The organism is Metabacillus hrfriensis (genome assembly GCF_030127205.1).
Classification (GTDB): Bacteria; Bacillota; Bacilli; order Bacillales; family Bacillaceae; genus Bacillus_P; species Bacillus_P dongyingensis.
Window position 1 is genome coordinate 2,574,481 of sequence record NZ_CP126116.1, and the last position, 13,319, is coordinate 2,587,799.

At 40.1% G+C, this 13,319-nt stretch carries 17 protein-coding genes; 2 read left to right on the plus strand and 15 right to left on the minus strand.

The window, feature by feature from the left end:
- Positions 1-41: 41 nt before the first annotated feature.
- The 9 genes from QLQ22_RS12875 to speD all read right to left on the minus strand — a co-directional run bounded on the left by QLQ22_RS12875 (position 42) and on the right by speD (position 9,073).
- Complete coding sequence (locus QLQ22_RS12875; RefSeq protein WP_284014906.1) at positions 42-581, minus strand: helical membrane plugin domain-containing protein; 540 nt, start codon at positions 579-581, stop codon at positions 42-44.
- Positions 565-3,531 carry a formate dehydrogenase subunit alpha gene (fdhF, locus tag QLQ22_RS12880; protein ID WP_284014907.1) on the minus strand — a complete coding sequence of 989 codons (2,967 nt, stop codon included), beginning with the start codon at positions 3,529-3,531 and terminating at the stop codon, positions 565-567. The genes QLQ22_RS12875 and fdhF overlap by 17 nt, the downstream gene beginning before the upstream one ends.
- 225 nt (positions 3,532-3,756) lie before the next feature.
- Entirely contained in the window at positions 3,757-3,990 is a 234-nt protein-coding gene (moaD, locus tag QLQ22_RS12885) for a molybdopterin converting factor subunit 1 (protein ID WP_223435211.1), read from the minus strand.
- Positions 3,983-4,459, minus strand: coding sequence for a molybdenum cofactor biosynthesis protein MoaE (locus QLQ22_RS12890; protein WP_223435213.1), 477 nt, complete (start codon positions 4,457-4,459; stop codon positions 3,983-3,985). Before QLQ22_RS12890 ends, moaD begins: the two co-directional genes overlap by 8 nt.
- Entirely contained in the window at positions 4,440-4,970 is a 531-nt protein-coding gene (gene mobB / locus QLQ22_RS12895) for a molybdopterin-guanine dinucleotide biosynthesis protein B (protein ID WP_223435215.1), read from the minus strand. Before mobB ends, QLQ22_RS12890 begins: the two co-directional genes overlap by 20 nt.
- Positions 4,940-6,229: a molybdopterin molybdotransferase MoeA gene (locus QLQ22_RS12900; RefSeq protein ID WP_223435217.1), complete on the minus strand. Its 1,290-nt coding sequence runs from the start codon at positions 6,227-6,229 to the stop codon at positions 4,940-4,942. Before QLQ22_RS12900 ends, mobB begins: the two co-directional genes overlap by 31 nt.
- Before the next feature lie 22 nt (positions 6,230-6,251).
- Complete coding sequence (moaA, locus tag QLQ22_RS12905) at positions 6,252-7,262, minus strand: GTP 3',8-cyclase MoaA (RefSeq protein ID WP_223435219.1); 1,011 nt, start codon at positions 7,260-7,262, stop codon at positions 6,252-6,254.
- Between the two features lie 68 nt (positions 7,263-7,330).
- On the minus strand, positions 7,331-8,134 hold the full coding sequence (gene fdhD, locus QLQ22_RS12910; protein WP_223435221.1) for a formate dehydrogenase accessory sulfurtransferase FdhD: 804 nt from the start codon (positions 8,132-8,134) through the stop codon (positions 7,331-7,333).
- 120 nt (positions 8,135-8,254) lie between these two features.
- Positions 8,255-9,073, minus strand: a complete 819-nt coding sequence (gene speD, locus QLQ22_RS12915; protein WP_223435223.1) for an adenosylmethionine decarboxylase — start codon at positions 9,071-9,073, stop codon at positions 8,255-8,257.
- Positions 9,074-9,313: 240 nt separating this feature from the next.
- Here speD and QLQ22_RS12920 point away from each other — a divergent pair, with 240 nt between their 5' ends.
- Together QLQ22_RS12920 and QLQ22_RS12925 are read left to right on the plus strand one after the other, a co-directional pair.
- Positions 9,314-9,598, plus strand: a complete 285-nt coding sequence (locus QLQ22_RS12920) for a phospholipase A2 family protein (protein WP_223435225.1) — start codon at positions 9,314-9,316, stop codon at positions 9,596-9,598.
- A 90-nt stretch (positions 9,599-9,688) separates the two neighbouring features.
- Entirely contained in the window at positions 9,689-10,249 is a 561-nt protein-coding gene (locus QLQ22_RS12925; protein ID WP_223435227.1) for a DUF6944 family repetitive protein, read from the plus strand.
- 40 nt (positions 10,250-10,289) lie between these two features.
- Here QLQ22_RS12925 and QLQ22_RS12930 read toward each other — a convergent pair whose 3' ends face one another.
- From QLQ22_RS12930 to QLQ22_RS12955, 6 genes are all read right to left on the minus strand, one after another.
- Positions 10,290-10,526 (minus strand): hypothetical protein, encoded by a 237-nt coding sequence (locus tag QLQ22_RS12930; protein WP_223435230.1) that lies wholly within the window; start codon positions 10,524-10,526, stop codon positions 10,290-10,292.
- A gap of 41 nt (positions 10,527-10,567) precedes the next feature.
- Complete coding sequence (locus QLQ22_RS12935; RefSeq protein WP_223435232.1) at positions 10,568-10,888, minus strand: hypothetical protein; 321 nt, start codon at positions 10,886-10,888, stop codon at positions 10,568-10,570.
- A 196-nt stretch (positions 10,889-11,084) separates the two neighbouring features.
- Positions 11,085-11,456: a hypothetical protein gene (locus QLQ22_RS12940; RefSeq protein WP_223435234.1), complete on the minus strand. Its 372-nt coding sequence runs from the start codon at positions 11,454-11,456 to the stop codon at positions 11,085-11,087.
- 132 nt (positions 11,457-11,588) lie between these two features.
- A complete protein-coding gene (locus tag QLQ22_RS12945) occupies positions 11,589-12,101 on the minus strand; it encodes a DinB family protein (protein ID WP_223435235.1) in 513 nt (170 codons plus the stop codon).
- Positions 12,102-12,233: 132 nt separating this feature from the next.
- Positions 12,234-12,410 carry a VanZ family protein gene (locus tag QLQ22_RS12950; protein WP_349654978.1) on the minus strand — a complete coding sequence of 59 codons (177 nt, stop codon included), beginning with the start codon at positions 12,408-12,410 and terminating at the stop codon, positions 12,234-12,236.
- Positions 12,411-12,729: 319 nt separating this feature from the next.
- On the minus strand, positions 12,730-13,113 hold the full coding sequence (locus tag QLQ22_RS12955; protein ID WP_223435237.1) for a VOC family protein: 384 nt from the start codon (positions 13,111-13,113) through the stop codon (positions 12,730-12,732).
- Between the last annotated feature and the right edge of the window lie 206 nt (positions 13,114-13,319).

The window sequence follows — 13,319 nt, forward strand, 5'->3', positions numbered from 1 at the left end:
TAGGGTGAAGGCAGACACTTTGGTTGTCTGCCCTCATTTCCTTATTCCAGAGTTTCATTTTTATGACGCGCTTGATTTTCTTTACTTTGCGTGGTTTTTTCAATGTGCTCGGTCTCCTGACCCATTCCCTTCAAGAAACTGATCAGCATTGTGACTGCGCGGTTTACTTCAGGATCCTTCAGCGAGCGGGCAATGTCAAAATAGCTCGTTTTTTCTGATGGATTTTTATTTTCAGCCACTCTTGCAATTCCCGCATTCACTTTTAATAAAAATGGTTCCAGCTGCTTGACATTGATCATGCCAAGGACCCCTGTTATTAAAAGCAGATTTTTTAAACTGTTGGTTGTTTCTTTTTTATCTACTGTTTTAACTAAAATGTCCATTACTTTGTCACCCTGTCCGAATAAACCCTTCAACAAGGGCAAAATCCCTCTATCCTGCATGTGCTGAAGAATCTCAAGCGTATCAATAATAGCGTCTTTATGATCTATTAAAGCATTTTCAACTTCTCTTAAGTCATCTTTTCGCTTTTCTTCTTCTGTTTTTTCAATTCGGGTAATGGTTTTAGTTGCTTTTGCCAACCTTATTTCCCTCCTTCCTAACGAGGTCGCCTGGGAATGTATAATCTTTTCGCTTCCATTTTCTTTCTACTTCTACCCCTCTTTGAGGATTAGGGTTTCCATATCGGAAATTGGTTTTTGGCAGTGGATTGACACCCTCGATTTCCAGCACCTCAAGTTTTGCTTTTACTTCTTTATAAGCGGGTGTATCTGTGTCTTTATCTGCATAGCTGCTCGTAATAAGATTAATAGCTGATTCACCTGAATCATTCATCGGCAGGTACACTTCTTTTCCTTTCACACGATCTGTAATCACACATTTAACCTTTACTTTTCCATATGGAGATATCAGCCTGACAAGTGATCCGTCTTTTAGTCCGCGCTCCAAAGCAAGCTCAGGAGATACCTCAAGGAATACACTTGGTGTTTTTGAAGTAATTCCTTTTGATTTATAAGTCATATTGCCTTCGTGAAAATGTTCAAGCAGCCTTCCATTATTCACGTGAATATCATATTCATCTCCAAAATGGAGCGGCTTCGTCCAATCGACGGGAAAGAGGCGGGCCTTGCCGTCCGGAAAAGGAAATTCATTCAGGAAAAGGACCGGTGTATCTGTTCCATCAGCTGCTACAGGCCATAGAAGACTCCTGTACCCTTCAAGCCGCTCATAGTTTACTCCTGCAAAAAGAGGGGCGAGCATTGCTGCTTCTGACATAATGTCGGCAGGATGTTTATAATCCCAGTGAGCCCCAAGCTTATTCGCAATTTCCATGATGATTTTCCAGTCCGGCTTTGAGTCTCCTAAAGGTTCTAGGACCTGATATAAACGCTGAATTCTGCGTTCAGTATTCGTAAATGTTCCTTCTTTTTCAAGGCTTGGACTTGCCGGAAGCACAACATCAGCATATTCAGCTGTTTTCGATAAAAAGAGGTCCTGAACGACGAAGAAATCCAATTTTTCATAAGCAGCGTGGACGTAGTTCAAGTTTGAATCCACAATCCCCATTTCCTCTCCTTTTAAATACATCGCTCTCACACTGCCGGCATGAATCCCGGCCACCATTTCGTGGTTGTTTAAACCCGGGTGCGCCGGCAGTTTGACTCCCCATCCTTTTTCATATTTTGCACGTACAGCAGGATCGGTAATTTTTTCATAGGCAGGCAGCCTGTCAGGCATGCTTCCAAAATCACTTGCTCCCTGCACATTATTGTGGCCTCTCAAAGGGTAAGAACCTGTTCCGGGACGGCCATAATTTCCTGTAATCAGCAGCAGGTTCGAGATGGCTGTACTCGTGTCGCTTCCTCCAGAATGCTGAGTGACGCCCATGGCCCAAAGGACGACTGTGCTTTTCGATTCATGGATCATCTCAGCTATTTTTATCAATTTGTTTTTAGATATGCCTGTCGTTTTTGCTGCATATTCCAGTGTGAATTTCTTTAAGCTTTCCTTATAGACATCAAATCCATTTACTCTGTTCTTCAAAAATTGCATGTCTGCCCAGCCCCGGTCGATTATATAGTTGGTTACCGCAGATAGCCACACAATGTCTGTACCAGATTCAGGCTGAATAAATAAGTCGGAGCGCTCAGCCATTTCATGTTTTCTGAGGTCTGCGACAATCAGCTTCTGTTCATGCAGCTTGTGAGCCCGCTTCACTCTGGTGGACAGAACTGGATGCGATTCTGAAGTGTTTGAGCCGATGATCAGGACAAGCTCTGACATCTCAATATCCTTTATCGTGCCGGAATCCCCTCCATAGCCGACTGTTCGGAACAATCCCATTGTTGCCGGTGTCTGACAGTACCTTGAACAATTATCAATATTATTCGTGCCTATTACTGACCGGGCAAGCTTTTGCATTAAATATGATTCTTCATTTGTGCATTTCGAGGAACTGATAAAGCTCAGTGCGTCAGGCCCATGTTCATTTTTTATTTGAGAAAACTTTCGCTCAATCAGCGTCAGTGCCTCATCCCATTCAGCTTCCCGGAAGGAATCTCCTTCTCTGATCAGCGGCTTCGTAAGTCGTTCTTCGCTATTCACATAATCCCACCCGAACTTGCCTTTCACACAGGTTGAGATCCCATTGGCTGGTGCCTCAGCCTGAGGTTCAACCTTTAAGATTTCTCTCCCTTTCGTCCAAATGTCAAAGCTGCAGCCGACTCCGCAATATGTACAGACGGTTTTTGTCTTTTTGATTCTCTCATCACGCATAGCTGATTCCATGTCAGATATAGCAAGGATTGAACCGTAGCCGGTTTCAACATTTTTCGTGATCTCAATCATCGGGCGCAATGTTTGTTTGGAGATTCCTGTTAAATACCCCGCTTCCCCTTCCATCCCCTTTTCCATCATTGCGTTGCATGGGCAAACAGTTGAACAATGACCGCAAGAAACACATGATGATTCATTGATCGCCACGTCGTTGTCCCAAATCACACGGGGCCGGTCTCGTTCCCAGTCAATTGAAAGGGTCTCTGTAACCTGTACATTCTGACATGCTTCTACACATCTGCCGCAAAGAATACATTGATCGGGATCATATCGGTAAAAAGGATTCGTCTGGTCTATTTCATAAGGCTTCGGGGCAAAGGGTATGCTTTGATGATTGATTTTCATTTCTTTCACCGTATTGTGTATTTCACAGCCTCCATTATTGTAATCGCAGACTGTACAATATAGCTCATGATTGTGCAAAATCCGGTCCATGCCAATGAGCTGGGCCTCTATTACTTCAGGTGATAATGAATCGATCACATCCCCGTTCCTGATCTCTGTTGAACATGCTCTCACAAATTCACCGTTTACTTTAATGATGCATGTATCACATGTTTCAATTGCACCAAGGCTCGGATGAAAGCAAACACTGGGGACCTCCAGTTTTTGGCCGGTAAGAATCTGGAGAGCTGTCTGATTTTCATTTACTTTGGCTTCGGATCCGTTTATTTTCACGCTAAAACTATCTGACAAAAAGACCTCCCCTTTCAAGAATAGTTGAAATGTTCAATCAATTTTCAATACAGCATTATATTTACCCTCTGCTATCAGGAACAAAACAAGGCGGCACTTTATGTAAGCGCTCCCTAAATTGTAGCAAGATTCTGTCTTTTCAACAATCGATAAACCTCAAACTGTTCATATCATGAAGGAATGAAACAAAAAAAGAGTTTCAGCTAAACTGAAACCCATCTTTTCTTAGCCTCCGCTTACAGGAGGAATGAACGCAACAGTATCTCCATCTTTAATTATATCACCTTCATTTGCAAAGCTTTCATTAATCGCGGTCATGACACTGCTTAATCCTTGCAGCCCGTGGTTATCCTGCAGCAGCTGTTTTAATTCGTGCACGGTAAGGCCCTTTTTGTCAATTTCCATTGCAGCGGTTCCGGCCTCATCCTGTAAATGGGCAAACAGCAAGATTTTAATCATTTTTCCCGCCCTCTTTCATGGGTTTTCCCTCAGGGTATGGTGTTTGCCCAAGCTGATCTCCAATCCACATTGTCCCATCTTCCCAATGTTCTTTTTTCCAGATTGGAACAATCTGTTTGATCCGCTCTATGGCATATTCATTTGCTTGATATGCTGTTTTCCTGTGTGGAGAAGAAACAGCAATCACAACAGCTATATCTGAAATCTCGAGCTTGCCTATGCGGTGGGTAATAGCTGTTATGGCATCCGGCCAGCGTCCTTTTATTTCTTCCCCAATTTGTTCAAGCATTTTTACAGCCATCGGTTCATATGCCTGATACTCTAAATGGAGCGTTCTTTTGCCATGTGTAAATTCTCTTACTGTCCCAATAAAAGCTGTAATGGCTCCAGCTTCTCTTCTTGCAACTTTATTCGTCACTTGATCAGCTGAAATTGGATGCTTCGTAATCTCAAAATATTCCTGACTCATGCTGACCCCTCACACTTCCTATTATGTAGTCGATATAATTCTGTTCATCTTCGATATGAAAGATTGGAACATGAATGTTTAAGCTGTGGATATCAAACCAAGAAATAACGCATATGATGCTGCTTAATTTTAATAGAGAGAGATCACTTTCCTCTTTTAATAAAACTACTTTTGGAAAATGTTCTTTCTTGTATCCCTCTATGAAAATTGTATCAATGGAGAGAGATTGGTAGATTTCCACCAGCTTTGCAAGCGGCCAATGCTGACCTGCCAAACTGAGCAAAAGGACACCATCGCCTTCAACCCCTGCTAAAACAGCCCCTGCTTTTGAATGGCGATCACTGTCTTTCACCTGAAATCTATGATCAGGAATGCCTCCGTGTCCGTGATGCTTGATTGTTCCAACTTGATGTCTGTTCTCTTCAGCTCTTTTTATGAGCTTTTCCAATAAAGTTGTCTTTCCTGCGTTTTGATGTCCGATTATTTGTATGACGGCACAATGTTTTCCCACGGCCAATCACTTCCCTTTTGATCATCCAATAATAGGACATCCACCATCATGCCAGCCTGATAGCCTCTCGTTCCTCCGGGAAGAATAATAAGTGCGTTTGCTTCAGCTAAGGATGAAACGGCACTTGATTTATCAAAGCCAGAAGGAAGAACAGTAAGCCGGCCCTCATTAAAATGAAGCTCAGCCCTTACAAACCTGGTAAATGGATTAGCCTTGGAAAAATCCTCGCCCAAATAAGCTTTTTCTTTTCTTACATGCGGTGATAGGTGAAAATTGTGATGCCGGATGACAGGCCTGACAAACAATTCAAATCCAACAAAACAAGCAGAAGGATTTCCCGAAAGGCCAACCAGCAATTTTTGATCTAAAGCAGCAACGGTAGTGACACTTCCCGGCCTCATCGCAATTTTATTAAAAAGAACATCTGCACCGAGCTTTTCATAAATTGCAGGCAAATAATCATAATCACCAACAGACACTCCGCCAGTTGTAATCAACAGATCGACTTGACTTAGTGCTTCTCTCACGGCATTGATGCATTGTTCAAGATCATCGCTGAATTTCCCGAAATACTTCGCCTCTCCGCCTGCCCGTTCAATTTGAGCGAGAATCATATAAGAGTTGCTGTTGCGGATTTTTCCAGGCTGCAGCGGTTCATTGACATCAAGCAGTTCACTGCCCGTTGCAAGCACTCCGATTACTGGCTTTTTCGCTGCCGGAACCTCATGATACCCGAACGTCGCAAGCAAAGCGGCAATGCCTGGGGTAATGACGCTTCCTTTTCCGGCAAGTATGGTTCCTTTTTTTGTATCTTCCCCTTGAAAAGAGATGTTTTCTCCGCTTTTCAAGGGGCGCTTTAATTCAAATCTTTTTCCTTCTTCCCCTGCAATCTCTTTCGTTAGTTCGAGCATGACAACCGCATCTGCCCCTTCAGGTAATTGAGCTCCGGTCATAATTCTTACAGCCTGATTCCGTCCAACAACGGTATGAAAGACAGAACCTGCTCCAATTTCTCCTATGACTTCAAACACGCCTGGATTCATCCTCGTGATTTGAGCAGTATCTTCAGAACGGACAGCAAATCCATCATATGGGGACCTGTCAAAAGACGGCACATCATGGTCTGCGATTAAATCTTCTGCTAAAAATCGCCCATATGAGTTTTCAAGCGCCACAAATTCCACTTTTCCTCTAATAGCAAAGTCCATGACTTTTTGAACAGCGTCAGAAACTGCAATAGGTGTCCTTTTTTCAACCAAACTGCCATCTCCTCTCTATTGATTATCCCCCGATATGAGACATCTCTACTTTATTCCTCTGGCCAGTCTCACTTGTCCGTTCATCTGAGTACCGGTCGCTTCGTTGATTCCATATTTCCCGAATGATCGCTTTCAGCTCCATATCGCTTTTTCCAGAACGAAGCAGTTGTCTAAGCTCTGTCCCTTTTGATGCAAAGAGGCAGGTGTATAGCTTGCCTTCAGCAGATATGCGGGCCCGTGAACAAGTGGAGCAAAAAGAATCGGTCACTGACGAGATGATCCCGATTTCAGCAGATTGATCTTGATACTCATATCTTTCAGCGACTTCTCCGGTATAGTTTGGAGGAATCTTGTTTAAAGGATGACGTTCTCCTATCAAACTTAAAATTTCACTTTTTGAAACAACATGGTCAAGCTTCCAGCCATTAGAGTTTCCCACATCCATATATTCAATAAATCTGAGGGTCTGCCCTTGAGCTTTGAAATAATCGGCCATCGGAAGAACGTCCTCATCATTTACCCCTTTTTGAACAACCATATTAATCTTGACCTGCAAGCCGGCAAAGGCAGCTGCCTCAATTCCTTGCAGGATGTTTTTCACCTTGCTGCGGCGGCCATTCATCTCGGCAAAACGCTCTTCATTTAAAGAATCCAAACTTACCGTGACGCGTCTTAAACCTGCCTCATACAGTTCAGCAGCAAACCCTTTTAAAAGCGATCCATTTGTCGTTAACCCGATGTCGTCAATCCCATCGACCTTTTTTAGCATCCTTATTAAGACAGGAAGCTCTTTTCTGAGCAGAGGTTCCCCTCCAGTCAGACGGAGTTTTTTTACACCTAAAGATGAAAAGATGACAGCTAATCTCTCAATCTCCTCAAAAGATAAGATTTTCTCAGATGACAAGAAAGAATAATCTGGGCCGAATAACTCCTCCGGCATGCAGTACCGGCAGCGGAAATTACACCGGTCTGTGACTGAGATTCTTAAATCTCGGAGCGGACGGTCCCATGAATCCAGTTCAGAATTTTTCATATCCTTCGCCTCTTTTCTGTTATGTATTTTACATGTAAGCTTCAGAATATGCTAACTAAATGAAACAATCAGATATTTCGTTCCGGAATGATTCTTTGAGGATATGTATAGACATTCAAGGATGAATCCCTAATAAATCCGACCACTGTAATTCCAAGTTCTTCAGCAAGCTTCAGCGCTAATTCAGTTGGAGCTGATTTAGACAATACGATTTCACATCCGATTTTAGCGGTTTTTATGAGAATTTCTGAAGAGATTCTCCCGCTGAAAACAAGGATTTTATTATGAACGGAAATATTATTTTTAAGGCAGTGTCCATAAATCTTATCCAGCGCATTATGTCTTCCAATATCCATTCTGCAAAGGATCACCCCATTTTCATCACAAAGGGCTGCATTATGCACACCTCCTGTTTGATGAAAAACACCAGCCCGGCTCTGCATATCATTCATAAGTGAAAAACATTTATCTGAGGTAATTTGAACATGTATACCGTCAATTTTTTTTGCTGTCCTTGCATCACTTGCAAAGACAAAGCCCTGCCGGCTCATCCCGCAGCATGATGTGACATAGCGTTTATTTTGAAAATGCTGAAAATAAGGATTGTCTTTCCGGGTGTTTACGTGTACAAACCCTGCTTTTTCCTGAATCCAGATTTCTTTTATATCATCACAGTCCTGAATGATTCCTTCTGACGCCAGATACCCGATCACCATGTCTTCAATAAATTCAGGCGAGCAGATCATCGTGACAAATTCTTCCCCGTTAACCTTTATGGTTACCGGATATTCAGTAACGATTGAATCCACTTCCCCAATAGCGCTTCCGTCTGAAATGCGGAGTATTTTGCGTTTTACTTCGACTGGTTTCAAAATGCCTGCTCCTTTACCCCTTTTTTCTCCCATATTTACATTATGATAATCCAACTTTTGTTTTTTTGAAAGGAGCAAATATAAAGGCTCTCCCACATATAGTGAGAAAGCCCCCATTCTTCATCCTGAAAATGGCTTCATATTCTTTCCGTAAAAAATTTCATCCATTTCAATTTTTAACCGGTCTGTAATTTCGTTTCTTTCATTTTTACTGAGCTTGTCCTTCGTATAACCGAATAAATAATTATTTAAATCAAATTCCTTCAGTTTGCATTTAGTATGAAAGATGTTCTGAGGGTACACATTAACATCGATCATGTCATATGCGTCTTTCACCTGTTCAGGGATGTAATTTTGAATAGAATTGATGTCGTGGTCAATAAACAGCTTTTCGCCGTTAATATCCCTCGTGAAACCCCGCACCCGGTAATCCATTGTCATTATATCTGTATCAAAGGAATGGATTAAATAATTTAGTGCTTTGAGGGGTGAGATTTCCCCGCAAGTTGACACATCAATATCCGCTCTGAAGGTGCTGATTCCTTCATTCGGGTGGTATTCAGGATATGTATGGACGGTAATATGGCTTTTATCAAGCTGCATAACGACCGAATCGGGAAGCGGACCTGGTGATTCTTCGTACGATTCATTAGGAACTTCTACAACTGGACCCTCGGATACTAGAATTGTCACGCTTGCCCCCTGCGGCACATAGTTTTGCTGTGCCACATTCAGTACATGCGCACCGATAATATCCGTAACATTTTTTAAGATTTTGGTTAAACGCTCAGCATTGTACTGCTCATCAATATATTGGATATAAGCTTCACGTTCTTCTTTTGTTTTCGTGTAACAAACATCATACATATTGAAGCTCAGCGATTTTGTCAGGTTATTAAATTCGTGCAGTTGAATCCTCTGTTCAGAAGTTAGTTTCAAGATTCTTGTTCTCCCTTCGATTTAGAAAAAATCTCTCTTAAGATGCTAAGTTTTTAACAGGTCATTTTGTTAATATATTACCCACTTTAGAAAGGAAGAAACGGATCGATCTGAATTCAGAAAAACAATTCCTTAAAAATAAGGCTTATTTTTTTATAATGGCATGGGGTTTTTCGCCAATTCAAATACCTATGCTCGTTCATATAAATAGAGCATACGAGCTAAAAAGGAGATCTTTTTATGACAGGAAGGAAGAATAACAAGAGAAGACCACGCTGTATTTTCCCTGATTATAGATGGTGCGGTCCCGGCTGCAGCGGCCCCGGATTTCCTATCAATGATGTTGATGCCTGCTGTCAAAGACATGACCGCTGTTTAGACCGTGGAATTTCGTCTTGCGAATGCGATCATGCGTTTATAGAGTGTCTTCGCCCGAAAATCAACAATCATACACAAAAAGGACGAAACGCTTCACTAATGTACAAAGTAATGAAATTAAAAACATTCTTTACTTGCGGCGGCTGATTCAATTTAAGATATCTTCCCAAATCAACAACCATTAAATATCGCATATGCTGTAATAATTAAATTTTTTATATGGTGCGAGGTGCCTGCATGAAAGAAACTGAATATGAATTAGAAGTCATCGGCGCTTGGCTTATTGTGGCGGGCACATTCATTAATGCATCCGGAGAAAGCATAAATTTAATTGGTGAAGAAGAACTTTCTTATAAATTGACTGGCCCGGGCAATGCGATTGAAGCAGCAGGAAATTCGCTTCAGGCAATCGGGAAATCAGGTCATCACGAAAAAAAAGTGAGTGAATTCGGAAGCTGGCTGCAGGCAGCAGGAAATTCGGCAAACGCTGCATCGAGGGTATATCTTCTTGATGGTCGAAAGAAAGATGGCCATTATCTTGATGTTATTGGAAATGTGATTCAGTCACTGGGGGCGTCTGCAGAAGCAATCGGAACTGCTGCCCAGAAGGATCGTGAACAGCTGACTGCAGGAAATCTTTTAATTGCAAGCGGCTCTGCTGTCGATGGTCTAAGCGGCATTTATTTTTTAAAGGAACATCATGCAGAAGGGAGAGCGCTTGCATGGTTTGGTGCATATCTTCAGGCAGTAGGTGCACTGCTGGCAGCAGATGCCATAACATCAGAAGGTACGAGTTAACGATTATCGCATTTTGCATGCAAAGATAGTGAAGCCTACATTAGAGGCTTCTCTTCTCGTTTCCTCTCTTAAAATTCCCTGTTGCCTTAGCTAAAAGAAGCTGAATATCTTCCTCTGTTTCTGCAGAGTCTGCATTTGCAAGGAATTTAGCTGCTGCCTTGCCTTTCAAAACTTTTATTAGTTTTCCAGTCCAATAAATGAATACCGTTTTATCTTTTGTTGTTTGATAGCTAAAAACCTCTTCATTTAACTTATTTCTTTTATCCGTATTTCCCATTTATTTAATCTCCTTAAAGAGATATAATTATCTTGATTTTTTTATAAGGGACCTCCGCCAGTCAGCAGGCCAATCATTTTATTAATGTGATAAAATCGGCTCTTTTTCTGGATGTCTTCTGTTAAAGGAATCATTTTATATTGAAAAATGTTTCCCAAAGATTGTTCCTGGTAACGGTATTCACCCATAGTGTTAAAGTTCGTTCCAGTCGACAGAACAAAAGCTCGATTTTCTTTAATTTTAGAAATTTTTGCATTAGAATAATTGATTGTGTGTCCAATTCCTTCAATCTCCTCGATGACTCCAACTTCATCTCCAACTTGTAAGGTATTTAACCATTCTAGATATTGTTCTTTCTCCATTTTCCTTTTCCCTCCTTGTGGTTTGTTTGTAATATTTGTCCTTCTAAAATAATACGGTAATTTATGTAAAAGGTTTCATCAATAATGAATAATCTAGTTATTAAAAGTATTTATTAAACATTGCTGCCCATAAGTCCAATACCGACGCATATGGCAGCCAAAATCATAAAGTAAATATTTTAGTTGTTATACTATCTTACTTTTCTAGTTCTAAGAAAAACGTTTCTTCATTTTGAACATCCCATTTAATATTAACTTTTATAATTTCATCTTCAGATGTAACCGAACATCCTGAACAAGAAGAGGATATTTTAACAGTTGACCCTTTATGAATATCTTCAATCAGCCGAGTTTCATCATCATTAATAACAATCTGAAGATTCTCAAATGCTGTATCATTTTTTGCATTTTTGAAACTGAAAGTATATTCTCCATTTTCTCTTGTACCATCGATATTTGTAGAGTATTCGCCTTTCCAGTTGTCACTTTCTCCATTAAAACGGATAAATTTATTACCACAGCCAACCAAGAAAATTACCAAAGAAATTAATAAGATTGTTTTTTTCATACTAACCTCCTTTGATACTGTCCTGCTATTACCTTATGCTTCTGTTTTATGGTTAATCCTTCTTCAAAAAGGGGACGATCACTATGTGCAGCAATCGCCCCCTTCAGTTGAACAAGATAGATAACGAACATTTCAACTTTGGCTAAACCATTTACGCAGTTGGTTAATATGAGCTTGATGATATCTATTATGGTCTGCTATGTGCCAAATACCCCATTGGATTGTGGCTTCGACACCATTTTCATATTCAACTGTTTGATTTAATTGTTTATCTGTTAACTGGCAGCATAAAGTTTTAATCATACTTAAAACATCATCATAATCATTAGTGAGCACATCCAGAGAAATGCCTTTATGCTGCGGTAATTGATTTTTTTCATCTAACATCGGTCCAAATTTCTCTTCAAGTTCTAATGGCATTACCTCACCCTTTATTCTAAACACCCAGTTGAGGTCTAAGTAAGCTAAATGCCTTAGTAATTGGGCTGTACTGTTATATTTCTGGTTAGGACCTTTATAATCTAATTCCTCTTGTGACATTCCAGCAACAATAGATTTTAAACGTTTATAATTTCCGTCCACCATTGAATAAAGAATTCCTGCAACAGGTTCCATATCAGGTTCGCCTTTTAAATCTAAAATCATCCAATCACTCCTAAGTTCTTGTTATGCTGTCAATCTATTTTACCATATATTACCATTATTTGTTCGATAATCCTGACTATACTCTCAACAAATAAAAGCAATCACATTGCTGCAATCGCCCCTTTTTACTGATTAAAAAATAACGTTATTTCTCTCTGTCGGTTTACTATTCAAAGTCTTATTTGAGAATATAAAGAGTTTCCAAGTTATAGTCCCTAACAATGCTCCAAATGTATTTAATAGTAAATCATCTATGTCAGCTGATCGTCCCATCGGAAAAGAATATTGTATAACTTCTATAAAAATGATAGCAAAAAACGTTTAATTACTAGATTTTTCTCGACACTATTAATGATAAAATGAATCCACTTTAACAGCCTTTCATAACACTTCCCTTTTTGAATAACTGTATTTTCACTTAAGAGTGACGTTATCACCAAACCGAGAAAGTTCATTATCGAACCTTTCTGATACCTTGATATGTATAAAGTGATCACATAGTAATGGAATGGCACCTTTAGTTAGAGAAGATTCATTACTTGGAGAATACCAATGGTCAATCAAAAAGCCGATCCCAATTGGAATCGACCGTACGTTTTTTGAAACAGTAGTTGCTTTTTACTGTTTGTTATTCACTTTTCTCCATCACTGCAAAATAATTCTCTTCACTATCGGCAAAGTTAAATACTCTCCCAGAAGGCATATTTACGATTTCTCCGACGATGACATTTTCATTTACTAAGTGGCTGTGTAATTGATCGAGATTCTGTGTGAAAAACATTAAGGAAGGTGTACCAAGATTTAGTTCAGGCTGCATTTTTGCGATTAATTCTTTGTTGTGAAGAATAATACTTGTTTCAACATCATTTGCTGGGGCTATTTCAATCCATCTCATTCCTTGACCGTTTTCCTCTTCGGAAATAACCGTGAACCCAACTTTTTCTGTCCAAAATTTTACTGCCTTATCTTGGTTATTTACATATACCATGATTTGTCCAACCTGATTAATCATTCCTATTCACTCCTTAAATTCGCTTTGCTGAAAGCTTTCACACCTTAGAACAATACTTTCCAGTTTAAAATGATGAAAAAACTTTAAATTCTGATTCCTAATGGAATCGATCCTGCCCAATTGTTATTATTCAACAAAAAAAGACGTTATCCTTCCCATAATTAACGCCAACGATTGTTGAAGAAGCTTTTCTGACTGCTATCCGC

What these genes read in the sequence shown, in the direction of transcription:
- QLQ22_RS12925 (WP_223435227.1), top strand. Translation starts at nt 9,689, where the DNA reads ATGAAAGAAACTGAATATGAATTAGAAGTCATCGGCGCTTGGCTTATT.
- QLQ22_RS12890 (WP_223435213.1), bottom strand. Translation starts at nt 4,459, where the DNA reads ATGAGTCAGGAATATTTTGAGATTACGAAGCATCCAATTTCAGCTGAT.
- QLQ22_RS12920 (WP_223435225.1), top strand. Translation starts at nt 9,314, where the DNA reads ATGACAGGAAGGAAGAATAACAAGAGAAGACCACGCTGTATTTTCCCT.
- moaA (WP_223435219.1), bottom strand. Translation starts at nt 7,262, where the DNA reads ATGAAAAATTCTGAACTGGATTCATGGGACCGTCCGCTCCGAGATTTA.
- QLQ22_RS12940 (WP_223435234.1), bottom strand. Translation starts at nt 11,456, where the DNA reads ATGAAAAAAACAATCTTATTAATTTCTTTGGTAATTTTCTTGGTTGGC.
- moaD (WP_223435211.1), bottom strand. Translation starts at nt 3,990, where the DNA reads ATGATTAAAATCTTGCTGTTTGCCCATTTACAGGATGAGGCCGGAACC.
- QLQ22_RS12935 (WP_223435232.1), bottom strand. Translation starts at nt 10,888, where the DNA reads ATGGAGAAAGAACAATATCTAGAATGGTTAAATACCTTACAAGTTGGA.
- QLQ22_RS12945 (WP_223435235.1), bottom strand. Translation starts at nt 12,101, where the DNA reads ATGATTTTAGATTTAAAAGGCGAACCTGATATGGAACCTGTTGCAGGA.
- QLQ22_RS12930 (WP_223435230.1), bottom strand. Translation starts at nt 10,526, where the DNA reads ATGGGAAATACGGATAAAAGAAATAAGTTAAATGAAGAGGTTTTTAGC.
- QLQ22_RS12955 (WP_223435237.1), bottom strand. Translation starts at nt 13,113, where the DNA reads ATGATTAATCAGGTTGGACAAATCATGGTATATGTAAATAACCAAGAT.